General features: G+C 59.2%; 23 protein-coding genes. 12 read left to right on the top strand and 11 right to left on the bottom strand.

What is annotated here, in order from left to right:
* Positions 1–102 precede the first annotated feature (102 nt).
* Complete coding sequence (locus GH657_RS00585) at positions 103–1,248, bottom strand: branched-chain amino acid ABC transporter substrate-binding protein (RefSeq protein ID WP_153098884.1); 1,146 nt, start codon at positions 1,246–1,248, stop codon at positions 103–105.
* 432 nt (positions 1,249–1,680) lie between these two features.
* Positions 1,681–2,796: an NAD(P)H-dependent flavin oxidoreductase gene (locus tag GH657_RS00580; protein WP_153098882.1), complete on the bottom strand. Its 1,116-nt coding sequence runs from the start codon at positions 2,794–2,796 to the stop codon at positions 1,681–1,683.
* 276 nt (positions 2,797–3,072) lie between these two features.
* Here GH657_RS00580 and GH657_RS00575 point away from each other — a divergent pair, with 276 nt between their 5' ends.
* Together GH657_RS00575 and GH657_RS00570 are read left to right on the top strand one after the other, a co-directional pair.
* The gene (locus tag GH657_RS00575; protein WP_153098881.1) at positions 3,073–3,771 is read left to right on the top strand and encodes a dienelactone hydrolase family protein; all 699 of its coding nucleotides are present in this window, start codon (positions 3,073–3,075) and stop codon (positions 3,769–3,771) included.
* A 79-nt stretch (positions 3,772–3,850) separates the two neighbouring features.
* The gene (locus GH657_RS00570; protein WP_174769837.1) at positions 3,851–5,341 is read left to right on the top strand and encodes an amidase; all 1,491 of its coding nucleotides are present in this window, start codon (positions 3,851–3,853) and stop codon (positions 5,339–5,341) included.
* Between the two features lie 92 nt (positions 5,342–5,433).
* Here GH657_RS00570 and GH657_RS00565 read toward each other — a convergent pair whose 3' ends face one another.
* The 4 genes from GH657_RS00565 to GH657_RS00550 all read right to left on the bottom strand — a co-directional run bounded on the left by GH657_RS00565 (position 5,434) and on the right by GH657_RS00550 (position 9,696).
* Entirely contained in the window at positions 5,434–6,726 is a 1,293-nt protein-coding gene (locus GH657_RS00565) for an MFS transporter (RefSeq protein WP_153098879.1), read from the bottom strand.
* Positions 6,727–6,980: 254 nt separating this feature from the next.
* Positions 6,981–7,316 (bottom strand): high-potential iron-sulfur protein, encoded by a 336-nt coding sequence (locus GH657_RS00560; RefSeq protein WP_153098877.1) that lies wholly within the window; start codon positions 7,314–7,316, stop codon positions 6,981–6,983.
* Between the two features lie 143 nt (positions 7,317–7,459).
* Positions 7,460–8,563, bottom strand: a complete 1,104-nt coding sequence (locus GH657_RS00555) for an NAD(P)/FAD-dependent oxidoreductase (RefSeq protein ID WP_153098875.1) — start codon at positions 8,561–8,563, stop codon at positions 7,460–7,462.
* Positions 8,564–8,718: 155 nt separating this feature from the next.
* Positions 8,719–9,696 carry an AAA family ATPase gene (locus tag GH657_RS00550; protein WP_153098874.1) on the bottom strand — a complete coding sequence of 326 codons (978 nt, stop codon included), beginning with the start codon at positions 9,694–9,696 and terminating at the stop codon, positions 8,719–8,721.
* Between the two features lie 241 nt (positions 9,697–9,937).
* On the opposite strand from GH657_RS00550, the gene GH657_RS00545 reads away from it, so the two are divergent.
* The 7 genes from GH657_RS00545 (at position 9,938) to GH657_RS00515 (ending at position 17,496) form a co-directional block, all read left to right on the top strand.
* On the top strand, positions 9,938–10,444 hold the full coding sequence (locus GH657_RS00545; RefSeq protein ID WP_153098871.1) for a hypothetical protein: 507 nt from the start codon (positions 9,938–9,940) through the stop codon (positions 10,442–10,444).
* A 28-nt stretch (positions 10,445–10,472) separates the two neighbouring features.
* Positions 10,473–11,288 (top strand): endonuclease/exonuclease/phosphatase family protein, encoded by an 816-nt coding sequence (locus GH657_RS00540; protein ID WP_153098870.1) that lies wholly within the window; start codon positions 10,473–10,475, stop codon positions 11,286–11,288.
* A 345-nt stretch (positions 11,289–11,633) separates the two neighbouring features.
* Positions 11,634–12,404, top strand: coding sequence for a ferredoxin--NADP reductase (locus GH657_RS00535; protein ID WP_153098869.1), 771 nt, complete (start codon positions 11,634–11,636; stop codon positions 12,402–12,404).
* Positions 12,405–13,190: 786 nt separating this feature from the next.
* Positions 13,191–13,994: a sensor histidine kinase gene (locus GH657_RS00530; RefSeq protein ID WP_246173941.1), complete on the top strand. Its 804-nt coding sequence runs from the start codon at positions 13,191–13,193 to the stop codon at positions 13,992–13,994.
* A complete protein-coding gene (gene rqpR / locus GH657_RS00525) occupies positions 13,991–14,647 on the top strand; it encodes a response regulator transcription factor RqpR (protein WP_153098867.1) in 657 nt (218 codons plus the stop codon). The genes GH657_RS00530 and rqpR overlap by 4 nt, the downstream gene beginning before the upstream one ends.
* 158 nt (positions 14,648–14,805) lie before the next feature.
* Complete coding sequence (gene bcaP / locus GH657_RS00520; RefSeq protein WP_153098865.1) at positions 14,806–16,209, top strand: branched-chain amino acid transporter BcaP; 1,404 nt, start codon at positions 14,806–14,808, stop codon at positions 16,207–16,209.
* Positions 16,210–16,455: 246 nt separating this feature from the next.
* Positions 16,456–17,496 (top strand): XdhC family protein, encoded by a 1,041-nt coding sequence (locus GH657_RS00515; protein ID WP_153098862.1) that lies wholly within the window; start codon positions 16,456–16,458, stop codon positions 17,494–17,496.
* A gap of 122 nt (positions 17,497–17,618) precedes the next feature.
* Here the strand turns inward: GH657_RS00515 and GH657_RS00510 are convergent, their stop codons facing one another.
* From GH657_RS00510 to GH657_RS00500, 3 genes are all read right to left on the bottom strand, one after another.
* Positions 17,619–18,317, bottom strand: coding sequence for a hypothetical protein (locus GH657_RS00510; RefSeq protein ID WP_153098861.1), 699 nt, complete (start codon positions 18,315–18,317; stop codon positions 17,619–17,621).
* A gap of 98 nt (positions 18,318–18,415) precedes the next feature.
* A complete protein-coding gene (locus tag GH657_RS00505) occupies positions 18,416–19,459 on the bottom strand; it encodes a serine/threonine protein kinase (protein WP_153098859.1) in 1,044 nt (347 codons plus the stop codon).
* Positions 19,460–19,526: 67 nt separating this feature from the next.
* Positions 19,527–19,739 (bottom strand): hypothetical protein, encoded by a 213-nt coding sequence (locus tag GH657_RS00500; RefSeq protein WP_153098857.1) that lies wholly within the window; start codon positions 19,737–19,739, stop codon positions 19,527–19,529.
* 488 nt (positions 19,740–20,227) lie between these two features.
* Here GH657_RS00500 and GH657_RS00495 point away from each other — a divergent pair, with 488 nt between their 5' ends.
* Both GH657_RS00495 and GH657_RS00490 read left to right on the top strand, forming a co-directional pair.
* Positions 20,228–20,413 carry a hypothetical protein gene (locus GH657_RS00495; RefSeq protein ID WP_153098856.1) on the top strand — a complete coding sequence of 62 codons (186 nt, stop codon included), beginning with the start codon at positions 20,228–20,230 and terminating at the stop codon, positions 20,411–20,413.
* Positions 20,414–20,485: 72 nt separating this feature from the next.
* Positions 20,486–20,689, top strand: a complete 204-nt coding sequence (locus GH657_RS00490) for a DUF3185 family protein (RefSeq protein ID WP_153098855.1) — start codon at positions 20,486–20,488, stop codon at positions 20,687–20,689.
* 37 nt (positions 20,690–20,726) lie between these two features.
* On the opposite strand, the gene GH657_RS00485 is transcribed toward GH657_RS00490, so the two are convergent.
* Positions 20,727–21,488, bottom strand: a complete 762-nt coding sequence (locus GH657_RS00485) for a phytanoyl-CoA dioxygenase family protein (RefSeq protein WP_153098854.1) — start codon at positions 21,486–21,488, stop codon at positions 20,727–20,729.
* Between the two features lie 258 nt (positions 21,489–21,746).
* On the opposite strand from GH657_RS00485, the gene GH657_RS00480 reads away from it, so the two are divergent.
* Complete coding sequence (locus GH657_RS00480) at positions 21,747–22,088, top strand: hypothetical protein (RefSeq protein WP_153098853.1); 342 nt, start codon at positions 21,747–21,749, stop codon at positions 22,086–22,088.
* Positions 22,089–22,137: 49 nt separating this feature from the next.
* On the opposite strand, the gene GH657_RS00475 is transcribed toward GH657_RS00480, so the two are convergent.
* The gene (locus tag GH657_RS00475; protein WP_153098852.1) at positions 22,138–24,654 is read right to left on the bottom strand and encodes an ATP-binding protein; all 2,517 of its coding nucleotides are present in this window, start codon (positions 24,652–24,654) and stop codon (positions 22,138–22,140) included.
* Between the last annotated feature and the right edge of the window lie 253 nt (positions 24,655–24,907).

Here is a 24,907-nt window from a genome sequence, read left to right as displayed (position 1 = left end):
GCACGCGTAGCGGGAAGCTCGCGTGCCCTGGTGCGGTGCCAGACACTATGCATCGGATAAACGGCAATGAGCCTGTGATCCTTTGCACAGTGTTCAGGATGCTTACATCTTGACGATGTCGAGCACAGATTTTTTGCCGCCCTTGTAGTTATAGAGCGAAATCACACCGTGCTTGAGATCGCCCTTGGCATCGAATGTCGTCTCGCCAATCACGCCCTTGTATTGAGTTTTGGGCATGGCGGCGAGGATTTTGGCCGGATCCGTTGAGTTGGCGCGCTTCATCGCGTCGACGATGATATAGACCGCATCATACGTAAACGGTGCGTAGATCTGGATGGGCTGGCCGAAACGTTTTTCGTACTTCGTCTCAAAGGCTTTGCCACCGTCCATTTTTTCCAGCGCCATGCCGGCCTGTGAGCAAACGATGTTGTCGGTGGCATCTCCAGCCAGATCAGACAGCTTGTCGGTACAGACGCCATCGCCGGATAACATGCGAGCGCGCAAACCTAGCTGTTTGGCCTGTTTGGCAAATGGGCCGCCGGTGGCATCCATGCCGCCGTACATGATCGCGTCAGGGTTTTCGCCTTTGATTTTGGTCAGGATCGCGCGAAAATCGACCGCTTTATCGTTGGTCGCATCATGCGAGAGCACCTTCATGCCAAGGGATTTCGCGGTTTTTTCGAACTCGTTTGCCAGCCCTTGGCCATATGCCGTTGAGTCATCGACGATGGCGACGCTCTTGAGCTTCATCGTCTTGAAGGCGTAGTTGGCTAGCGCGGGGCCTTGTTGCGCATCGGTTGCGACAACGCGATAAGTGGTTTTGAAGCCTTGCTGGGTATAAGCCGGGTTGGTGGACGACGGTGAAATCTGCACGATACCGGCATCGCTATAAATCTTTGAGGCGGGAATTGAAGTACCCGAGTTCAAGTGTCCGACAACCGCGACAACTTTGTCGTCCACGAGCTTTTGCGCGACTTGGGTGGCTGTGCGTGGATCAGCGGCATCGTCTTGCGGGTCGATTTGCAACGTGATTTTCTGACCGTCGATGGTCAAGCCTTTCGCGTTGATTTCTTCGATGGCCAGACGTGCACCGTTTTCATTATCTTTGCCCAAATGGGCAATGCCCCCCGTCAGCGGAGCAACGTGACCGATTTTGACGACTACGTCGGCGAATGCCGTGGTCGCCAGTGTGGCGCTCAGCATGACCGCAGCACTAACAGGCAACAGTTTTTGAATCTTGGTGTTCATATTGAGTCTCCAGTTTCGGTCCCAGAAACGGCGTTGCCGTCCTGGGCTGGCACGTACCCAATACGTGCTGCCCAATCCCGTGGACGACTACGCCGGATGTATCGCTGATGCCTTCTTCGGTACTTCAGTACGTTAGTCCGCAAGTAATAAAACGGAGCCAAACCGTACTTGCGCGCAAGTGTAGGGGGATCAAATTAATTCGTGGGATTTTTTTGAGAAAACTCGGATGTAGCTGATTGCTTTTCTTTGGAAGTGTTGAGAGTAGTGCGGGTAATGTTTCAGTAAATATTTGATATATATGATTTTTCATGGCGCGTACTAATGTTGGTGCAAGCGGTATTAACGCGGTTTAAGTGGGACGTACACAACGTATTAATGCGCGCCTTGAGTCAAAAATAATAACGATGCGAAGACGGGCTTGAGCAGACCGGATTACGCCTCACCCTGGTGATTCAGGGCTCCGATTTTTGCTGCGATAACACGCCATTCGGCATCGAGCTGATTGACCAGAAGCGCTGCAGGTATATTCAGCGGCCGCTTTTGGCCAAGCGGTACCCCCTGCCCTGACCAGAGCGAAAGGTAGTCACCGTTATCGGTTCTTCCGGCTGTCTGGCGTAATTCCTGGGTGAGCGCATTTTGAACGGGATACGGGGCGATGTGTCCAGGTTGCCCGGCCAATTGTTGCATCAGCGGGTTGCGGATACCTCTGGCGTGGCGGCCGGTGATGGCTGGCGTCACGCGCGTGGCGGTGTCGGAGGCGGTGCGGAGGCGGGCTTTCCATGCCGCAGGGATCGTGCTCTCGGCGCAATTCAGAAACGCGGTGCCCATCTGCGCCGCTTGCGCGCCCAGGGCGAGTGCGGCAACGATGCCCCGGCCATCCATGATGCCGCCAGCCGCGAGTACGGGCAGGCCGATGGCATCGACAAGCTGCGGCACGAGCGCCATGGTGCCGATCAGCGCGTCTTCGGCTTCGCCGATAAAAGTGCCGCGATGTGCGCCCGCCTCCGCTCCTTGTGCCGCGATCGCATCGGCCCCTGCTGCCTGCCAGGCAAGGCCTTCAGCGACATGCGTGGCGGTGCCGATGACATAACTGCCTGCCGCCTGCAGACGGGCCACGTCATGTCGTGGCAGTACGCCAAAGGTGAAGCTGACGACCGGCACGCGCAATTCAACCAGCATCTTCAGTTGCGCCTGGAAATCGGGTGCGTATTGTTCTAGCGGATGACCAGGGGGCAAGCCGAGGGCGGCGCGTAACGGGTCAATCGCGGCAAGGGCATGGCGCACGGTGGAGTCATCGGGTGCGGCGGGATCGAGAACGAACAGGTTGACGCCAAAAGGGCGTGGGGTGAGCGCACGGATGGCGGCGACTTCCGTGGCGAGTTTTTCAGGCGAAAAAGGTGCGGCTGCGAGAAAGCCTAGTGCGCCGGTGTTCGACACCGCGGCGACCATGGCCGGTGACGTCGGCCCTCCGGCCATGGGTGCCTGAACGACCGGCACGCTGAGATTGAAGCGTTGGGCAAATGGCGAGACAAAGTGGTGTTCGGACATGAGCGGTTCCCTTTTTGTACCAGGGCTGATTGAGCTGCGAGCGGTGTGGCATGACCCGTTCCACTGAACGCGAACGAGATGCCCGTGAATGAGCCGGTTGCTAGCGTCGGCGATTGGGGTTCTGGCGTCAATCGGCCGTCTGGCCAGATGCACGGTTCCGGCGTTTGATGGCACACTGGCCGGCCATTAGAGGTTCAATTCTGGTCATGGCCGCGGATAGCACGGCATTTTCCCGTATTGATCGGCTGCCTCTGCATTTTATTCAAGGAGAGCAATGTGAGCGTGACATCCCGATGGATCGATATCCCGGCTGGCAATGACAATTTTGGCGGCTACCTGGCGCTGCCAAAAAGTGGCAAGGGGCCAGCGGTCGTGATTATTCAGGAAATTTTTGGCGTCAACAGCCATATCCGCAATGTGGCGGACCAATACGCCCAGGATGGTTACATCGCGCTGGCACCGGACATTTTCTGGCGCACCCAGCCGCGTGTTGAGCTGGCCTACGCTGGAGCGGACCGCGACAAAGGTATCGAACTTCTGCAAAAAACCGATGTGAACCTGGCTGTGGCCGATGTCGGCGCAGCGGTGGCGGTGTTGCGCGCGATGCCCGAAGTGAGCGGCAAAATCGCGGCTATTGGTTATTGCTTTGGTGGCCGGCTGGCTTATCTAGCCGCCGCGCAAGGGTTGCTGGACGGCGCGGTGGCTTATTACGGCGGCGGTATCCAGAACCAGCTCGACGTTGCCGCGAAAATCACGGTACCCATCCAGTTTCATTACGCTGAACTCGATACGGGAATCCCGCTGTCTGCTGTGAGCCAGGTGAAAGAGTGTTTCACGGGCCATCGCGCCGCTGAATTTCATCTCTATCCCAATGCGGACCATGGCTTTAACTGCACGGACCGCGCGTCTTATAACCAGCATGCAGCAGCCTTGGCGCATGGCCGCACGCTGACCTTTCTGGGTGAGCAGATGTAGGTCCGCCTGTCTTTTGCGCTAGCCTGGCCCCAGCGTTATTCACCATTCAGTCACTTATCTAGCAAGAGGCGTTTCCGTCGTGCAATCCGATTACCTCGCCTGCGATGCCATGCGCCTCGCTGAGCTTATCCAGAAGCGTGAAGTGAGCGCCCGCGAACTGCTCGATACCGCCATCGCGCGGGCCGAGGCAACCAATCCCGCGATTAACGCACTGGTGCTTAAGGATTACGACGCAGCCCGCAAACGAGCCGCTTTGTCCGACGAAAATGGCGGTGGCAGTGGGCCGTTGGCAGGCGTGCCGTATCTGGTCAAGGATCTGGGGGCGGCGGTGGCGGGGCTGCGGATGTCGATGGGTAGCCGCTACTACCGTCATTTCGTTCCGTCCGAAGATTCGCCTGTGATTGCACTGACAAAGGCCGCTGGGCTCAATATCTTCGGCAAAACCAGCACGTCTGAACTGGGCCAGATGCCCTATACCGAACCCGAGCTATTCGGTCCATGCCGTAACCCCTGGAATCTCGATCACACGCCAGGCGGCTCAAGTGGTGGCACGGCTGCCGCCGTTGCAGCAGGGGTCGTGCCGTTGGCACATGCATCCGATGGCGGTGGCTCCATTCGTATTCCTGCTTCATGTTGCGGGCTTTTTGGCTTCAAGCCATCACGTGGCAGGCAACCGCCGTCTGCTCCCTCATCGGTGCCAGGCGGGCTGAGCGTGGATCACGCCATTTCGCGCAGTGTGCGCGATAGCGCACTGCTGCTTGATTTGACCTCGGGGCAGGCGAACCTGGCGCCGGGTTCGCCTGGCACTTTTCTGGCAGCCGCTGGCGAGCCCTGTCAGCCCTTGCATATCGCTTACGTGACAGACCCGATGTTCGCAACCGCGCTATCGGGTGACACGCTTGCCGCACTGGAGGATGCCGCGCAACTCGCGGCTTCGTTTGGGCATCATGTCGAGCCCGTTTCACTGGGCATTGATTTCGCTCAGGTGCGGCACGCGTTTTTAATGTTGTGGTCGATTGACGCTGAAAATTTCGTATTGAAGGCACAGCGCCTGACGGGCAGCAAACCTGTGCGGGCTGAGTTCGAGATCGAGACCTGGACGATGGCGCATATCGGACGCAAGCTGGGCGAACGCAGTCTGGCGAGCGCGCTGGAGGAGCAGCAACGTGTGTCGACGCGGCTAACTGATTTGCTGACACGCTACGACGTGATCCTGTGCGCAACGCTAGCGGCTCCGCCGATCAAGATCGGTGAAATGCGCTCCAGCCTGATGGAGCGTGTGCAAATGCGCATGGTCAGCACTTTTCCGCTCGAAGCATTCATGAAAAAGCTGCTGGACGAGGCCGCCAACAAGGCATTTTCCTGGGCGGGCTGCACGGAGGTGTTCAACCTGAGCGGGCAACCCGCGATGTCGGTGCCGCTTTACTGGAATGCACGCAATTTACCGGTGGGCGTGCAGTTTGCCGGACGTCATGGGGATGAGGCGACGCTCTTCAGGCTGGCTGCGCAACTTGAAGCGGCACGCCCATGGTTTGACCGGCGCCCGCCGCTGGCGCTTGCCCGTGCCTGATTGAGTCTGATTGAGCCTGATCCGTACGGTAGGGCATGCGACACGGACGCACGAAACATGCATGCTGTCCGTGTCTGAGCCGCAGAGCCCGGTTATACCCGTTTGCGCTGAGCTTCCAGAGCGGCGTGACGTTGCGACGGAATCCATGCGATCGCCACAAATGACAACGCTAGCCCGCTCATGACGTAATAGGTGGGTGCCAGTGGCGAGCCGGTATGCTTGAGCAGCCACGTCACGATGAATGGCCCGAACCCGCCAAACAGCATGACCGCGATGTTGTACGCAAGCGAAAGGCCTGTGGAGCGCACATGGGCGGGAAACAGTTCAGCGATCATCGCACCAAAGGGCCCGTAATAGCCCGAGAGCGTGACCGACAAGATGGCTTGCACAATGATTAACCGCATGATGCTGGGTTCTGCGGCAAGCCACGCGAACAGCGGATAGATCAGCACGAGCGAGATTCCCAGCGACCACAGCGACAAGCCTTTGCGTCCAATCTTGTCTGACCACGCACCGGTGATCGGCGATAGCACGGTGAGTAGCAGGTTGCCGACAATCAGCGCATAGAACGACTCCGCGTAGGGCAGTTTGAGTTGCTTGACGGCGAAGGTCGGCAGATAGCTGATAAAGACGTAGACGGTCGCGGTCAGTGCAATGACGGCGCCCAGGCCGCAAACGATCTCCCGGGTATGGTTTTTGAAGACATCGCGCAGTGTGACGCGCGGCGCTGTTTGTTTTGCGTGCAAAAAAACTTCTGAATCTGTCAGATGGCGGCGGATATAAAAACCGACAGGGCCAATTACCAGCCCGAGAATAAACGGCACGCGCCAACCCCATGAGTGCAGCGCTTCTTGTGACAGGCCTCGTGAAATAGCTGCGCCGACCAGCGCGCCGATCAGCAGCGCTGCCGCCTGGCTGGCCATTTGCCAACTGCCGTAATAGCCACGGCGGGAGGGCGGTGCGGCTTCGATGAGCAATGCCGTTGAGCTGCCGAACTCTCCGCCGGCCGAAAACCCCTGCAGTAACCGGCCCACCACGATGATGATGGGCGCGCCAATGCCGATTGCTGAATAGGGTGGCGCAATGGCAAGCAGCAAGATGCCGAGCGTCATCAGCGCTATCACCATGGTGAGTGCGGCCTTGCGTCCTGCGCGATCGGCGTATAGCCCCAGCACGATGCCGCCAATTGGCCGCATGAAAAAAGCTACGCCGAAACTTGCCGTGGCGAGGAGCAACGACGAGTATTCATCATGGGTAGGAAAGAACAGTTCGGCGATCACCACCGTCATGAAGCCGAACACGGTGAAGTCATACCATTCGAGTGCGTTGCCGACGACCGCAGCGGCGATCGCCCGGTTGTTGAGGCTCTTTGATGCCGGTGCCATCTATATCTCCAACATGTGGAATAGCGTGGTAACGCGTCTCAGGCGGTTCGCCCAGACGGAGCAAGTCGATGTAAAACGCATGGCGAGTGTAGAGAGCCGTGCCATGTCTTTCAAGCACAAACAAAAAAGCGCTTGTCGCAGATCGCGGCAAGCGCCTTGCAGGAGCAGACATGGGCTGTCTGCAATTAATCGAATGGTCTAGCGCTCTGTGCGCAGATTATCTTGAAAATGATGCCAGCCAATATTCAGGGTTCTCAGGTTCTTTTGCTATAGGCGTTGCACCACGCCTTGCTGGCCACCAGTTTGTTGCCGAACATCGGGCAATGGGCCCACGGCTCAGTAGTTTTGCCCTGATAAAAACTGCAATTGCCGCAGTCCTGGCCTGCGGCATATTTCACGTATTTCTTTTTGTCGACGGTGGTGGCGTCCGGGGCATAACCGAGTGCGAGCGCAACGGGGTCGTTTTCCGCGATTTTTACCGGGGCTGCCGCGGTGACGGTGGAGGGTGCGGCGAGCGCCTGGCGTGAAAGGGCGAAGCTTGAAGCAGCCCCCAGACTAGTGAGCAAAAAGGTGCGACGGGAGGTTTTCATGGGGAGGGACTCCGTTTTTATTGGATGTGGTGCCGTTCAGCCGACGGCGGCCCCCAGAATAGCAACGCCTCTCCTGATCAACGCGTCGTGGTTCATATAGTTGAGATAAGGCATGCGGCACGCCTGCCCGCGATCATCCACGCTTAGCGTCCCGCTAGCTCGCAGACGCGCTGCGCGATGGCCAGCGAGGCCGTTAGCCCAGGCGACTCGATGCCATACAGATTGACGAGGCCGCGCACGCCATGGGCAGCGGGGCCCTGAATGACGAAATCGGCGGCTGCTTCGCCCGGACCTGACAGCTTGGGGCGAATACCCGAGTAGGCCGGTTGTAGCGCGCCATCGGGCAACGCTGGCCAGTAGGCGCGAATCGCACTGTAAAAAGATGCGGCACGTTCCGGGTTGACGTCGTAATGGATGGCTTCAATCCATTCGACATCGGGGCCGAAGCGCGCCTGGCCGCTTTGATCGAGTGTCAGATGGACACCCAGCCCCGCCTCGTTCGGCATGGGATAAATCAGTCGGCTAAATGGCGCGCGGCCTGACATGCCGAAGTAATTGCCGCGTGCCAGATAAAGCGGTGGAACGTGGCGCGGATCGAGCCCGTGGATCCGGCGCGCGAGCGCATTGGCATGCAAGCCTGCGCTGTTGATCACGCACGATGCACGAATGGCCGCAGGCGCCGCGCCACCGAGGTGCACGTTAAAGCTGTTCTGGTTAACGGTGACGGCTTCGACCGGGGCATGAAACACGCAAGCCGCGCCATCGCGTTCGGCGTCGGCTTGCAGTGCCAGCATCAACTGATGACTATCGACGATGCCCGTTTGCGGTGAAAACACCGCATCGACGCAGGCGAGTTCGGGTTCAAGCGTCTGAGCTTCGGCGGGCTTGAGCCGGATCAGGTCGAGTACGCCATTTTCCTTGCCGCGCGCGATGATGCGCTCAAGCTGCGGAATCTGGCTGGTCGCAGTGGCGACCAGCAGCTTGCCGCAGCGTTGATGAGGGATGCCGCGCATGGCGCAATAGTCATAAAGCAGTTCACGTCCTTGCACGCATAACGCTGCCTTGAGTGAGCCACGCGGGTAATACAGGCCCGCGTGAATCACTTCGCTGTTACGTGAGCTGGTTTCCACGCCGATCGCTGCGGTCGCTTCGAGCACGATGACTTCCCGTCCTCGCGCCGCCAGCGCGCGCGCTACCGCGAGGCCAATGACCCCCGCGCCAATCACGATGCATTCAATGTGGTCCATGTTTTCTGCCGCAGTGCCTTGCACGGCGTGGGGTTCGTAGGTTCGTGTGCTGGCGGACATGGGCGGCAAGCTGGCAAAGCTGTACCGCCCATGGTCGTAGATGGCGTTGAACGTGTGCGCCGCGCGCCAGTGTACGCCGTCAGGTGTGCAACAGCTCAAAAGCCGATGGACTTGCGCCGTGCGCCTGAATCAAGGCGGATATCGTCAGCGCTGATCTCGTCACGGTGGTCGATGCATGCTGCGCCAAAGCCATTCAGGATGGCACGGCGCATCGTGCGCGGCGATGCCTGGACCAGTACATCAAGGACGCTGTCGCCGAGCTGGGCGGAAAAACGCAGGCCCCAGCCATGTGCCAGACGGATTTCGGCGTAGATCGCCTGGGCGATGCGGCGTGCACCGTCGCGGTCCGGCGGCGGAATCTCATACACATTCATCCGGTTGAGAATCGGCTCGGGAATGGCTTGCGCGTCATTTGCCGTTGCAATCCAGATTACGTGGCTCGCGTTCACCGGAATTTCGGCAAATTCATCGACGAAAGTCTGCGCAGTATCGTGTTCGAACAGTGCATACAGCGCGCCGAGCGGATCGTACTGAGTGTCACCGCCCGCCTTGTCGATTTCATCGACCACCAACACCGGATTGGCGTAGCTGCCGTTCACCAGGGCGTCGAACACCTTGCCCGGCTTGGCGTTTTTCCATTGCGAAGAGGCTCCCGACAAGATCCAGCCCGCCGTCAGCGAACTCATTGCGACATAGTGATAGGACGTGCCCAGCAGGCGTGCCAGGTGTTTGGCGAAATGCGTCTTGCCGATGCCTGGATCGCCGAGCAGCAGGATGGGCATCAATTCGAGCCGGTCTTCCGTTTCGAGGCAGAGCGCGAGTTGCCGCCGCACGTCGTTCAGGGGTTCCGCGAAGTTTGGCAATGCGTCGATCAGTTCGTCGAGCGACGGCATGCGGTTGGGTTTCACGCAAAAGCGCAGGTTGCCGACCTTCAGCATTTTTTCGTAGGTGGCACGTAGCGCCTCGCTGGCGCTTTCGGTGAGACTGCTGAGTGCGGCCTCGACCTGTTCAAGGTCGTAAATCTGGCCGAATGATGCGACGGCGAGTTCGGGTCTGATGATGGCTGTGCTCATGGCTAACCTCGTCATGCGGGTGCTGCGACGTCCGCCGGACGGCGCTCTGGTTTCAGTGTATCGGGGCCGTATGAGCATGCAAGCCAGCAGCGTCATGGGCTTGCTGCTAACACCAGAGGGCGGCGCCAAAGCGCATGATGAACCTTGCATGCCCAGCGCCGGTCAGAAGGCCTGACACCCATCCAGCGTAAGATAGGGGCACTTTTGATTTGCCGAATCATGTTTTGGGGAGCCAGGGTTTATGTGGATGATGCGTATTGCGCCGGTGTTGCTGGCATGGCCCTTGCTAGTTCAGGCGCAGCCGGATGCCGAGCCCGCTGTGCCCACCGAGCCCGCTGTGGTCGCATGGCAATTGCAGGTGATGCGCGATGGCCAGCAGATTGACGCGTTTGAGGGAACCACGACCGTGGGTCAGGCGCGTACCGATACCCATCATCATGTCGTACAGCATGCGGTGGGCTGCAAGGCCCAGCCAGGCGGCGATATCGACCTGATGCGCACGCTGACGGTGTCGCCCACGCAGGCGGATGCAGCCGTCGTGACGCTCGCCATCGACGCCCAGGAAACCCTCGAAGAACCCGGTGTGAACCAGACCGAAAGCGGCTGTCTTTTACCGCCGCAGCCACGCCGGATCGCCGCGAGTCATCCGGGGCTGAGCGTGCCCGCGGGTCAGTGGAGCACATGGACGCTCGTGGAGCATGACCCTGTGCTGCTATACCGGGTGCGTGCAGGGCTGACCAACCGGTGAAATCACCTTAAGAAGCGGACGACGCAGTATGCGTAACCCTGAAGAACTCGTTTTACATGAGCATCGTGAGCCCTCATCGCTTGAGGCCAAAGATTTCCTTGCCGTGAGCTGGAATTTGCACAAAGGCCGTACGCCGCTGGGTTTTCAGGCCTGGCAGGCGATGCAGCGCTGGGTGCAGTCCACGCATGCCGACGCGTATTTTCTGCAAGAGGCGATGGCGCGCAGAATGCCGCAACCGTTGCTGTCGACGGGGTTTGGCGCCCCCCTGGCGGACCCGCTCGATGATGTCTGGCATTGCCAGGCTACCGAGATCGCACGCGCGCTTGAGCTGCAAATTGCGCTGGGCCCGAACGTCTTCAAGCCGTCCTGGCGGCATGGCAATGCGATTTTGTCGCCGCATCCGCTGGATCTGGGCGGCCGCTGGGATATTTCCGCGCATCGCTTTGAGCGGCGAGGTTTGCTGGTGGCCCATGCCACGTTTGCAGGGCATTCCGTGACGCTGCTATGCGCACATTTGGCGCTGACGCGCGCGGCGCGCTTGCGCCAGATGCACTGGATTGCCCACTGGATTCAAAAGGAAGCGCCCACTGGCCCGCTGGTTCTGGCGGGGGATTTCAACGACTGGCGCAACGATTCCGTGCCGCTTTTTGCCGAGCACGGCTTACACGAGGTTGCCACGTTGCTGGGTGAGCCTGCCCGCACTTATCCGGCGTTCTCCCCGGCGCTCGCGCTCGACAAAATGTTTGTGCGAGACATGAAACCCATCGAATGGATTCAGCCGGCGCAGGAAACCGCATGGCTGTCGGATCATTTGCCCTATATCGCGCGCCTGCAGGTGGGTTAGCCGCGAGGCATCCGGCTGGCCGATAGCCGAAGCGCGCGTCTGGCGGCTTTGTTTAACCGCTTTTTGAGCCTCCCGTTCAATGGCGCCAATGGCCCTGTTTGGCTGCTTCGCTAGCAGGGTCAATCGGGTGCGGGCGCTAACCTTTCGGTATGATCGCAGAGCCCATGATGGACTGTACCTGGGGTGTTGCGCCCGGCGCGGCGGCGGTGAATGACGTCACGCGGTAAAATGCCGGATTCCGCTTAATCCCCCCTGATACAAGGCTGGCTGCGCGGGTGGCGCAGCGCCTTTGCCGTGCCGGCTGGTTCGTCTGGCCGCCTTTGATTTCGCCCTATCCAAGAAGCCATGAGTAACCTGAATCCACAAACCGTTTTGAGCGTCCATCACTGGACTGACACGCTTTTCAGCTTCACTTGCACGCGCGATACCGGGTTTCGTTTTGAAAACGGCCAGTTCACGATGGTGGGCCTCGAAGTCGATGGTAAACCGCTGATTCGCGCGTACAGCATGGCCAGCGCCAATTACGAAGAGAACCTTGAATTTCTCAGCATCAAGGTGCAAGACGGCCCGCTGACTTCGCGGTTGCAACATCTGAAGGTGGGCGATCAGGTGCTGATCGGCAAAAAGCCGACGGGCACGCTGATGGCCGATAACCTGCTGCCTGGCAAGACGCTCTGGCTGCTTTCCACAGGCACGGGGCTTGCGCCTTTCATGTCGATCATCAAGGATCCGGACGTATACGACCGCTACGAGCGCGTGGTGCTGACGCATACTTGCCGCTTTGTCGATGAACTCGCCTACAAGGAATACATCACCGATCATCTGCCCGCGCATGAACATCTGGGTGAGCTGGTGCAAGAAAAGCTGGTGTATTACCCCACCGTCACGCGCGAAGCGTTTCAGAATCGTGGCCGGATCACCGAGCTGATCGAAACAGAAAAGCTGTTTGCCGACCTTGGCGTGCCGGGTTTCTCGCTGGAAAACGATCGGGTGATGCTGTGCGGCAGCCCGCACATGTTGCGCGATACGCGTGAATTGCTGGACGGTCTGGGCTTTCAGGAAGGCAGCAACAATGCGCCAGGACATTATGTGGTGGAGAAGGCGTTCGTCGGGTAAGTTTGCTGGTTAATGCATGGTTAGCTGGCTCATGCCTAAATGACTAGACGGGCCGGCTGATCTAACTGACTGGTGGCGAATACCCCGTGCTGGGCGGCAGCCGTTTTAACGGTTGCCGCCCATTTGCTTTTTGCTGGAGCGCTTTTTGCTGGAGCGCTTTTTGCTGGAGCGGTGATGGGCTGACTAAAAAACAAGAGGCAAAACAAGAGGCAGCCTGGGCGTATTTCATCGGGTCTTGCTGGGGCTCGTCGGGGCTCGTCAGGACTCGTCAGAACATTACCCAGATTTGAGGCTTACACCTCATGCAAAAATTATTTGATGTCCGTCCCGACGAAAAATAAAGACGCTGGATGGAACTCAATCGTTCCAGATGTCACTCATCCAGAAAGCATCGCCCGCTAAGCGGCTTAGCGGGCATGCCGCGAGCATTTCGAGATCCCAGCGCGGCGCCTGACCCATTCCCGGTTGTAGGGTTCGGGCGCTTCGTGGATTTCATCTGCCTGATCCGCCTGATCGTTAAATGGAAATCTAGCCACGCCGTATCGCTGTCGATGCCCGGTTGCCGCATCTTTCGTGAAATGCGCGTGTTCCAAAGCCAGAGGTCCGCATGTTTTCCGTTGTCCCGGCGCGTCTGACGCGTTCCCGCCTGCCTTGTCCGGCCAAACAGCCATGAGCCCTGCGATGGTGTTGACCGACGCTGCAATTTCCTCGTCTTCCGTTGTCCGGCACGCGTCTGGGTTGTCTGCCGCGTCTTGTTCGAGAACCGGTGGTGCAGTTGCGCTCGCTATGCGGCATGCAGGCGATTCTCCGGATGAACTGGCACGTCTGAATGCGCGGGTGCAGGAACTGGAGGCGCAACTGGTGCGCGCGAACGAAGCCGTGCGTCATCACCTCGCGCGCGAGCTGCATGACAACGTCGGGGCGGAACTGACGGCGGCGCGGTTTGCGCTGGCGGGTATCGAGACCTGGCTGCCCGCGGCTGCACCGCCGCAGTGTGCTGCGGCGCTGGATGCGGCAAAGCATGCGCTTGATGCCGTTTGCGAAGCCACGCGCAATACGCTCGCCGATTTGCATGCCCCCGTGCTGGACGACGGCATTGTGCAGGCGTTGTCGCACTGGACTCGCGGCTTCGCTAGCCGCACGGGCTTGCAGGCGCATTTCGCCTGCCCGGCCGATGCGCGTCTGCTGCAACTTTCCGATGATGCCGCCCTGGCGATTTTCCGTGTCGTGCAAGAAGCGCTGAATAACGCAGCCAAGCACTCACGGGCATTCAATGTCGATATCCGTATCGAAACCAGCCCGCGGCATTTGACCTTGCTGATCCGTGACGATGGCATCGGTTTGCCGCCCCATGCGTTGCAGGCGGCGCGCAAAGGCCGTTCCGGCAGGCAGGGCTCTTTGGGCAGTTACGGTCTGATGGGTATGCATGCGCGCTGCGCTGCGCTGGGAGGCACGCTGCGTATGCGCCTCAGCCGCCCGGATGTGGTCGATATCGACGAAGCCGTGGGGGCGCAGATTCACGCACGTTTTGCCTGGCGGACGTTGCTTGCTGCCCCCGTGTCGCCGCGCCGCGCGAAGGCAGTGTCATGAGCCTGAATATTTTGCTGATCGACGATCACGCTGTGGTACGCCAGGGTGTGCGGCAATTGCTGCTGGACCGTGGTGTGGCGAGTGCGGTGCAGGAGGCGCAAACGGGCGCGGACGCGCTTGAACAGGTGGCACAGCAACCTTTCGATGTGATCGTGCTGGATATCGCCTTGCCTGACATGAATGGCGTCGAAGTGCTCAAGGCGTTGAAGCGTCTGGTCCCCCGGGTGCCGGTGCTGATGTTTTCGATGTACCGCGAGGACCAGTACGCCGTGCGGGCGCTCAAGGCCGGCGCGGCGGGCTATTTGTCGAAAACCGCCGATACTGCGCAGATGATCTATGCGATTCAGCAAGTGGCGGCGGGACGCAAGTACGTCAGCCTGGCGATGGCTGAAGTGCTGGCTAATTACGTGTCATTCGATGGTGAGCCGCAGCCCCATGAAAAACTCTCCGACCGCGAATACCAGACGCTGTGCATGCTGGCCTCGGGCAAACGGTTGACCGATGTCGCACAGGCGCTGTCGTTATCTGTGAAAACAGTCAGCGTGTATCGCACACGGCTGCTCGAAAAAATGAAACTGCGCAATAACGCGGAGCTGACGTTCTATGTCATCAGTAACCGTCTCCTCGATCTGAATCCGGCTATGACCGGATGATTGCCGTTTTGCGTCGGACAAGGCGCCATCCCACGTACTAAATACGTGAGAGGGCGCCTTGTGCATTGCATCAAGTCCCCCGTTTTACATCCGTTAGAATTCGGAACCTTCCGCCATCCATCCGGCGCGCGGTGCGCGTCTTCAGGAGCTTTTGTCCCATGTCCCTCTTTCGCAAGAAAAACGTCGAGCAAATGATCTCCGGCGCACAAAGCGCAGGACTCAGAAAGACGCTCGGCGCGCTGGATCTGACGCTGCTTGGCGTTGGCGCCATTATTGGCACCGGGATTTTCGTGCTGACTGGCACGGGTGCGGTCCAGGCGGGTCCGGCCTTGATGTTTTCGTTCCTGATCGCCGCTGTGGCCTGTGGTTTTGCGGCGCTCGCCTACGCGGAGTTCGCTTCGACCATTCCTGTTGCGGGTTCGATCTATACCTACTCGTATGCGACGCTGGGCGAACTCGCGGCGTGGATTATCGGCTGGGACCTGATGCTCGAGTACGGTCTGGCGACATCGGCGGTATCGGTGGGCTGGTCCGGTTATCTGCAATCGTTGTTAGCGGGCTTTGGCGTCACGCTGCCGATGGCCTTGAGCGCTGCACCCGGCGCGCTGCCGGGGCATGTCACGTTTTTTAACCTGCCTGCCTTTCTGGTGATGATGGCGGTGACGGCGCTGCTCTCCGTGGGCGTGCGCGAATCTGCCCGGATCAACAACATCATGGTGACGATCAAGGTGGCCGTTGTACTGCTGGTGATTGCGGTCGGCATGTTTCATGTCACGCCCGCGAACTGGCATCCGTTCATGCCCAACGGCTGGCATGGTGTGTTTGGTGCGGCGGCCGTGATGTTCTTTGCGTTTATTGGCTTTGATTCGGTGTCAGCGGCAGCCGAAGAAGTCAAAAACCCCAAACGCGATTTGCCGATTGGGCTGATTGCCTCGCTGGGCGTGTGTGCCGTGCTGTATGTGGCGGTCGCGGCGGTCGTGACGGGCATCGTGCCCTCCGCTGAGTTCGCGCATATTTCGCATCCGGTGTCGTATGCCTTGCAGGTTGCGGGCCAGCCGTGGGTGGCGGGTTTTATCGACCTCGGCGCGGTGCTGGGCATGCTGACCGTGATCCTGGTGATGGCCTATGGCCAGACACGCATCATCTTCGCCATGTCGCGCGATGGCCTGTTGCCTGCGGTGTTGTCGCAGGTGCATCCGCGTTTTGCCACGCCATTTTTGACGACCTGGATAGTAGGCCTCTTTTTTGGTCTGATCGGCGCGCTCGTGCCACTGAGTGTGTTGGCCGAGCTGATCAACATCGGCACGCTGGCGGCGTTTTCGATGGTCTCGGTGGCGGTGCTGATCTTGCGCCGCACACATCCTGAATTGCCACGTGCGTTCCGCTGCCCAGGCGTGCCGCTGGTGCCGTTGCTGGCCGTGGCTTCCTGCCTGTTCCTGATGCTGAATCTGCGAATCGTGACATGGATTGCCTTTGGCATCTGGTTGCTGGTGGGCATGGCGATTTATTTTGGCTACTCGCGCCAGCGCTCGAAGTTAGGGCGCGAGATTCAGGAGCATTAAATTTAAACGCGGGGTTCGAAGTATTTAAAGTAAATAAAGCGTTTGAAGCACAACGGCATCTCCGGTGTTTTCCGGCGGTGCCGTTTTTTATTTGTGGTTGATTTGTCGTTGAATTGTTGTAGCTTGTTGTAGCCTCCACTGTTTTTTCAGATGAGTGAATACGCAGTTGAGCGACCATATGGCCCGGTTTCACTGCAATGCTTGTGGTGGATATGCCTAACTGAAGAGGATGAAGAGGAGCCCATCATGGATAGCGTCGATCTCGAAGTGCTGAAAACCAGTGTGCGCTGGCTGGAGCAAGGGCATCGTGCGCTGCTCGTGACGGTCGTGAAAACATGGGGTTCATCGCCGCGTCCAGAAGGCGCGATGCTGGTGGTGCGTGGCGATGGCCGGGTGGTGGGATCGGTCTCGGGCGGTTGCATCGAAGACGATCTGATCGAGCGGGTGCGGCGTCATGGCATCGAACCCACGTGTCCGCAGGTGCTGAAGTACGGCATCACGGCCGAAGAAGCGCATCGTTTCGGCTTGCCATGTGGCGGCACGATTCAACTGGTGCTGGAGCCGCTCAAGGCAGAGAGCCGCCTCGCCGAACTGTGCCAGGCAGTGCAGGAGGGTCAACTGATGGCGCGCACGCTCGATATGGCGAGCGGCGAGGCGCAATTAGGGCCCGCCATGACAACGGCGGGGCTGGTTTTCGATGATGAGCGCCTGGTGACGATTCATGGTCCACGTTACCGGATGCTGGTGATCGGCGCGGGGCAACTATCGCGCTACCTGTGCCAGATTGCGGTGGGGCTCGACTATCAGGTGACGGTGTGCGATCCGCGCGATGAATATATCGATGCATGGGATCTCCCCGGCACGACGATCATCCGCACGATGCCCGACGATGCCGTGCTGGAGATGAAACTCGACACGCGCTGCGCGGTCATCGCGCTGACGCACGATCCTAAGCTGGACGATCTGGCGCTACTGGAGGCGTTGAAGACCCCGGCGTTTTACGTGGGCGCGCTGGGTTCACGGCGCAACAATGCGGCGCGGCGTGAGCGGCTGAAACTGTTTGATCTGAACGATGGCGAACTGGCGCGGTTGCACGGGCCTGCGGGGATTTATATCGGTAGCCGCACGCCACCTGAAATCGCGGTGTCGATTCTTGCGGAAGTGACGGCGGCGAAAAATGACGTAGTGCTACCGAGACTGCTTCGAATCGAAGGCGCTAAGGCCGCGCGTGACAAAGCTGCTAGCGAAGCGGCTTGCATGCCGGTAACGCGGGCGATTTCGGTGTAAATGGCCGGCATGCTGAAGCGGCCATGCGCGATGAGGCGGAAAAACCCCCGAAGAGAGAACGCATTGCACTGCGTTTAGAATTTTCTCTCTTCGGTGATGGAAAAAATTACGTCTGGCATCGATTAAACGTAACTCTTGTATTGCGGAGGTGTTTTTTTAGGGTTTTCTTTTGTGTCGTCAGTATTGCTGCTGCCAATGCAGGGGCTTATGCAGCAAATCAGAAAAGAAAGAAATATAATCGCTGCGGAAATGCTGAAACCATAGGTGGCTATCTGCTTCTGATCCGATGAATCAGGGTTGTTTTTCAAATTCGATACTAGAGTGATTCCTGTGCCGAAGATACCTCCAATGCCCATTAAAAAAATGAATAGAGCCGCTTTGTTACAGCGTTGGAATGTTGGGGGAGCTACCGATGTGTTGTCAGGATTGAGCGGTGTTAGTTCATTTAACAATGCAACAGTGGCCGCGCTGTATGCTTTACGGGGTGTCGGGCTATTTGCGCTATTCGGCGAAGCTATAACCATTGCCACCTTATGTGACAAATTACCGGCGGGGGGAGGGGTGTTGTAATCTGGGCTTTGAGGAATGTGACTTGGAGTGCTGGATGTTTTAATTGGGGGCATATTATTTAATGACATTTTAAATTGCCATATAAAGTTAAAAAATAATGAATTAATTAAAAATAAACCATTCTCGTCAAGACACCATTTAAATTGCTCGATGCACACGAAAATGTAACGAGATACGTGGATGCCGATATTTGCCGTTAACAGACAAATTGGGCGCCATCTTAGTAACAGGCCGGCGCCGCCGCGTTCCATTTTTTCTTGAAAATGATTGGATTTTTTCCGACAAGCGCGGGTAAGCGAGCGACCTGAGCCGCTGCTATTGCCCAGGATTCTCCATACTCAGGGCATGGCTAGACCGGCCACAGTGGCCCTTCCTGCATCGCGCCGACTTGCTCACGCAATTCCAGAATGCGGTCTTCCCAATAACGCTGCGTGTTGAACCACGGGAACGCCACCGGAAAAGCCGGATCATCCCAGCGGCGTGCTAGCCATGCCGAATAGTGAATCAGCCGCAGCGTGCGTAATGCTTCAACCAGATGCAGTTCGCGCGGCTCGAAATCGCAGAAGTCTTCATAACCCGCCAGCAGATCGGTCAGCGCGCGTGAAGCCTCGGCCCGCCCACCCGGCAACAGCAGCCAGAGGTCCTGGATAGCAGGCCCCATCCGGCTGTCGTCAAAATCGACGAAATGCGGCCCGGCATCGGTCCACAGCACGTTGCTCGGGTGGCAATCACCATGCATGCGGATAGCGCGGATAGCCCCGGCGCGCTCGAACGCCTGTTCGACGCCTTCCAGCGCGAGCTGGGCCACGGCTTCCCATGCGGGGCGCACGTCGTCGGGGACAAACCGCTGCGATAGCAGAAAATCACGCGGTTCATAGCCAAAGGTTTGAAGGTTCAGGGTGGGGCGCGCCACGTAATCCCGTGTTTGGCCGATGGCATGAATGCGTCCGATGAAGCGCCCGAGCCATTCCAGCGTGTCGCGCCGGTCGAGGTCCGGCGCACGGCCGCCCCGGCGCTCGAAGATTGAGAAGCGAAAGCCTTCCGCTGTATGTAGCGTCTGGCCGTTGATCGACTGCGCTGCGACGACGGGAATCTCGCGCTCGGCCAGTTCCGCGACAAATGCATGTTCTTCGAGAATGGCTGCATCGCTCCAGCGTTCAGGGCGGTAAAACTTGACCACCACGGGCGGGCCGTCTTCGACGCCGATCTGGTAGACGCGGTTTTCGTAGCTGTTGAGCGGCAGCATGCGGCCATCGGTGCGCACGCCGGAACTGGCTAGCACGCTGTCAACGGCATCCAGCATGCGTTCGGGCGTGAGCCGGGCGAAAGGAATGGCGCTGTCAGCGGCGTCGTCGGGCGGCGGGGGGGAGGTATTTTCAGTCATGCTGCGCATTGTGCGCCGCGCCGTGAACAAAGACGAGTGTGGCGCTCGGGCCTCTCCGGGGAGGGCACCTGGTGTCTTAGTGCATCTGGGTGCTGGCCGGGCGGACTAGCTCGCCGGTGTCGATCAGGTCAGCCAGAAAAAACGGCTCGGTATTGAGCGGCGTCGAGGCGCCGGGCTCACCGGCGTACCACGCCACCATCGCCATGTCGCCGAGAAGACGCATGACAATGCCACGCGCGCCAGCCGGCACGGCGATATGCACGGAACGGACGATAGAACCGACTTGCATGATATTTCCCTGTTTTCCCGTTAGCCGTAACGGCTCCGGACGTTAATCAAAACTGCTGGTACGCAGCATGTCTGGCATGGTCGTGAGTAAAGGCCAGGCGGGGGACGGACAGCGGGTGTTGCTGGGATCTCATCATAAACCGGGCCGTGTGCCGGGCTTAAGCTTCAGCAACTAGCGGGGTAAGAATGTGTGGGCCGAATGTCACATCAAGGCTCGGATGAAAGCCGTTTGTGGGAGTAGGACATCTGTATTTAAATACTCACCGGATTCACAAGGCATAGCGTCTGCTTGTTATTCAAAAGGGTTTCGATGCGTTGTACCGAGGCTGATGAGTCGTGTTTTACCGTCCTTGCGGTCGGTTATTTTCTATACTTGAAGGCATGCACCGCGGCTGTACTGTATTCGAGAATTCCAATATCGGCCGTACCGCTGCAGGTGCACTAATGAAAATGCGCGATAACAACGCGCGAGATACTGAGAGACTCGACATGACCACTTATTTCACAATTGGCGATTTCATCCTGATCATTCCGATGGCGTTGGCCGGTGCGCTGTTTGTCGGCGCGTTGCCGTGCCGTTCGGAGTTCCGGCACAACGTGTTGCGAGTGCTCGGTGCATTGCTGGGGGCCGCGTGCGCATTTGCACTCGTCGAAAGCTTGCCGGTGCTGATATAGCGGCCTTCGCCATGGACGATATGATCTGGCTCGCCTAAACTGCGCCGTTTTGACTGATGGGTGAGGCGAGTCATGATGAAAGTGCTTTCTTTCGCATTAATTGCGGTCGGTGTGGTGCTGCTGTATTTCGGCGGCCAGTCGTTCCAGTCGTTTAGCAGCGATGTGTCGAGGGTGGTAAATGGCACGCCTACGGATCGCACCATGCTGTTGCTCGGGGCGGGCGCGGTGGCAACGCTGCTTGGGCTGACAGGGCTCGCCTGGCCACGCAGGCGCTAGACTGGCCGCGTGCGCGAGCGCACACGGCACCTCAGGATCAGAGTTTTACTTCCGCCAGTGATGCGGAGCGCGAACCAGGCAGCGGCGCGTTACTCGCGCCGTGGTAAGTGAAAACCAGCGAGAACTTCACCTCGTCCGACAGATTTTTTCCTGCTGAATGCAAGGTCTTGCAATGGAAAAACACGACATCACCCATATGAAGTTCTGGCGAGACGGCCGTCTGAATTAGGGCTTGGTTGTCTGGCAGATCGGAGCGGAAAAACTTTGCTTCATCGAAACAACTGGCGGTGAGCGCGGCATCGTGCGATTGCGGCACGAACCATAGGCCCCCGTTATTGACAGTTTCAGGCCCGAGCGCGAGCCATACCGACACAAGATCATCGCGTTCGAACGACCAGTAGCGCATGTCGCGGTGCCAGCCGGTGAGGCTGCCATAGGCGGGATGCTTGGTCATCATGCAATTGTGATGCGCCCGCGACAAATACGGCTGCTCACCAAAATACAGTGTCATCCAGCTTTTTATTTCAGGTGCGCAGGCCCATTCGTGAAAACCTGGATGGCGCGCATAGGCGTCGAGCAGACGTCGCACGGTATGGCCACCTGGCGCGTATTTCGATTCAGGCGCACCTGGATAGCGCAGATCGGCCTCGAATTCGAGCGGTGCCACCGCTAGCTGCAACTGCTGCTGCGCAATTTGCTTGAGCGCGCGACAGCGCTCGGGCGAAACCAGCCCCGGTACGACGACAAAACCTTGCTCGCGCAAAGTTTGAACTTGTTCTTTCTTCGAATGGACTGACATGAGGTGTTCCATTACGGCTTGACGGGCAGATGCGCGATTGTAAAGCGCAGGTTATCTCTTTGCTGGCGTGGGCCCTGAGCGTGGATAAAGGGGCATATGGAAGGCAGTAAAAACTGACTTCCGGGCAACATGATTCACGTGTAGTCTGCAAAATCATTGTGAAACTGTTAATTCCTGCCGCTGATTTTTCTATTTATGAATACGCCTCCTTATTCCCGCTTCCCTCGCTCCTTCCGTTTCTCCCGCTCCACGATCAAGATGCGTTCAACACGCAGCCCTGCCGTTCGCGCCTTGCGTCATCACGTGGCCCGCACCCATGCGCTTGCCGCGCAACGGCGTGATGTCCATGGGAAGGAAGGGGGTGTGCATGCATGGTTTCGGCGGTTTTTCTCGCTGTTGAGGCTGCCGGGCGGCTCGCGCCGGTTTTCGCTGCGTACCTTGTTGCGCCGGCCTTTGCCGCTGGTGTCGACGGGCCTGGCGATGGCGCCATTCAGCGCTCTCGTAGTGCAACCCGTTCATCCGCCTCTTACGGGCCGGCGGCCACGCCGCATGACGCGCGCCAGTGCCGATGCAGACTGGTTCGTTTTTTCTGGCCGCTAAGCCACGCCCACACGTCAATCGACGCCTTCAATTCAACGTCAATTCAACGTCAATTCAACGTCAATTCAACGCATTCGCCACCGCAGGCGGTTAAGTCGTCAGGAAACTGTTGTTGCAACGAGGCTTGGCGTGCCTTGTCGATGCGCCGTTGCAGCGTTTCGCGTGTGGTACGTGTTTGCAAGTGCCAGGCCGCTTCGCGCAGTAACACATGGCAAAAGGCATAACACGTCGCCGAGCGCTGCTCGATGATGCCATGGGCGATGAGGACATCCAGCGCGTGAGCAAGTGCAGACGATGAACGCTCGCTTATGGTGGCCAGCAATGCCACGGAAAATTCCATCCCAATGACGGCCGCACACAGTGCGATCACTTTGGCGTCGCCAGTGGCGTCGAGCCGCGTCACGAGCAGATCGTGCAAGCGCGCCGGAACACGGCTTGGGTTGATATCGGTGGGCCCGGCAGGATGGGCGAGCGTATCGCGGGTGCAGGCTTCGAGAAAGAGCGGTACGCCTGATGCGGTACGAAGAATACGTGCGCGGCTTGTTTGATCGAGCCGGCGGTCTTGAGCCCAGTAATCGATGAGCGCTTCTCTTGCCGCGGGCGCGAGCGGGCCTAGCCGCTGCCGCGTGACTCGCGTCAGGTTGCAGTGGGGCAAACGAAAAGGCTTGCGCGCGCTCAAGACAATAAAACGCTGGGGCAGCGGGGTATTGAGCAGGCTCGAGACGAGCGCCAGTGTTAGCGGATCGGCCCATTGCAGATCGTCGATCCAGAGCAGTCCGCCGGGTGGCACGGCACGCGCAATCCCCCAGCGCAGATAGCGCAGAGCGATCGCATGAGCTTCGTGCTTGAGCGTGATGCGGGTTGTGGTAGCGGGTGGGCGAGGTGCGCGGTCGGGTGTTTGGGCTATATGCGCCCTCTGGGCTGCATAGGCGAGTTGTGCTTCGAGCACGGCCAGCGCGCGAGGGGCATGCGAGGCCGCGAGCGCGGCCGGTTCTCCGTGCCAGCCCGCATGATGGCCCGGCGTTCGCAAGCGGCGCATGAACGGATGCAGGGCGCTATCGGTGCCATCGGGTTCGCAGGCCACATCGATGCCGGGCAAGCGCAGCGCGGCGCGGTAGTCCGAGATCAGCCTGGTCTTGCCGATTCCGGCTTCGCCCGTGAGAAGCACGGCACGACCGCGAGTGCGGGCCTGGTTCAGTGTCTTGAGGGCGCGTGTGCGGCCCACGAGCGGGCAGCGCCGCGCGTGAGCACGATACGCGCCGGATACGGCATAGACGCGCCACCCCACAACGGCAGTAGCCGAAATGTTGCACGGCATGCAGATGAAAGCATCTTCGAGTAAATGGCGAACGGCGTCACTGACCACCAGACACCCCGCCTCGGCTTGCACGGCGAGCTGGCTGGCGATGCGCGTCGCTATACCGGCACAGTCTGGCACGCCCTCGGCTGCAAGGGAGACCACTTGCGCGGAATGCAGCCCAATCCGGAGGGCGATATCGGGATGCGGGCGCACCGTGCGCAGTATGTCGAGCGCGACGTTGGCAGCCCGTTGCGCCGCATGTTCGAGCGCGCCAGGAAAGCCGAAGTACGCCAGCAGATTGCCGCCCGGCTCGCGGCAGACGTAACCGCCCGCTCGCCGCAATAACGCCGCGCACTGGTCGCGCAAGGGTTCTAGCCGGGTGAGCAAATCTTCGGGGTCACTCAGGAGGCCGGATTGCAGATCGCAGCACAACACGCTGAGCTGGCGCTGGAGGTACGGCGTTTCCGCCATGGGGGGGGCGGTTTGCGCGGCCTGTGCCGGAGGTATGACGCGGCGGCGCGCCACGAGCGCGCAGGTTTCCGCAGCGGGTTGCAGATCCAGCCCGTTCGCCAGCGCTTCAGTGCAACGGGCGAGTGCGATCTGCGCTTCGGCATGCTGGCCGCTATTCATCAAGATGCCGATGAGCAATTGCCAGGCGCTTTCATCGCAGGGGGTGAGCGTGGTCAGATATCGCGCATGGATTGTGGCTTCCTGCCATGCACCTTGTTGGGCGTGACCTCGTGCCAGGGCGCGCAATATTTCTTCGGCGCGGCATGCGAACGACTGGCGCTGGGTCTGGATCCAATGCTCCAGCAAAGGCGCGTCAGTGACGTCGAGTCCATGCAGGAACGGGCCGCGGTAAAGGCTCGCAGCGTGGCACAAGGCACCTAGCTGCATGCGGGACAGCGGTTGGGTGACACCCTCGACGGTATGCAGACCCATGGCTGCGCGCTGCAGAAACTCGCGCACATCGCAATGGATGGGCCGTTGGGGATTGAGGCGGAGCGTGTCGCGGTTCGCGTCGAACAGCGGGTCGTCGAGTACGCCGCGCAAATGGGACAGCATGCGTTTGAGCCGGTCGCGGCCGCTTTGCGTGCTGGCAGCGGGCCAGAACAGGTCAGCCAGTCTGTCGCGGGTATGAAAGCCGGGTTCGAGGATCAGCCATGCCAGCAGCGAACGCGCCTTGTTGTACTTCAGTGTGAGGGGCGTGTCCGCGCGTTGAAGATGCAACGGCCCAAGCAAGGAGAACGATAACGGTGCGCGCATGATTTCCTGGACGGCTTGGTGGCGTGCCAGGCAGCGTCCGCTGAGAGAAGCGATGACGGCCGTTAGAGCCCTCTGCGTGAAGACATGGGCTGCCTGGCCGGGTCAGGTTGAATGCATGGAGGCGCGATCATAAAGGAGCAGATTTGCAGGCTGGAAGCTTGTAAAAGCTATTTTTACTGCCCGGCTTGCAGGGAAATTCAATACGCATGATGAGCTGCTTTTCGGGCAACAAAAAACCCGCCAGACAGAAGTC

The sequence above is a fragment of the Paraburkholderia hayleyella genome (assembly GCF_009455685.1).
Lineage (GTDB): Bacteria > Pseudomonadota > Gammaproteobacteria > Burkholderiales > Burkholderiaceae > Paraburkholderia > Paraburkholderia hayleyella.
The sequence above is the reverse complement of the archived record's forward strand: the minus strand, read 5'-3'. Positions and strand labels throughout refer to the sequence as shown.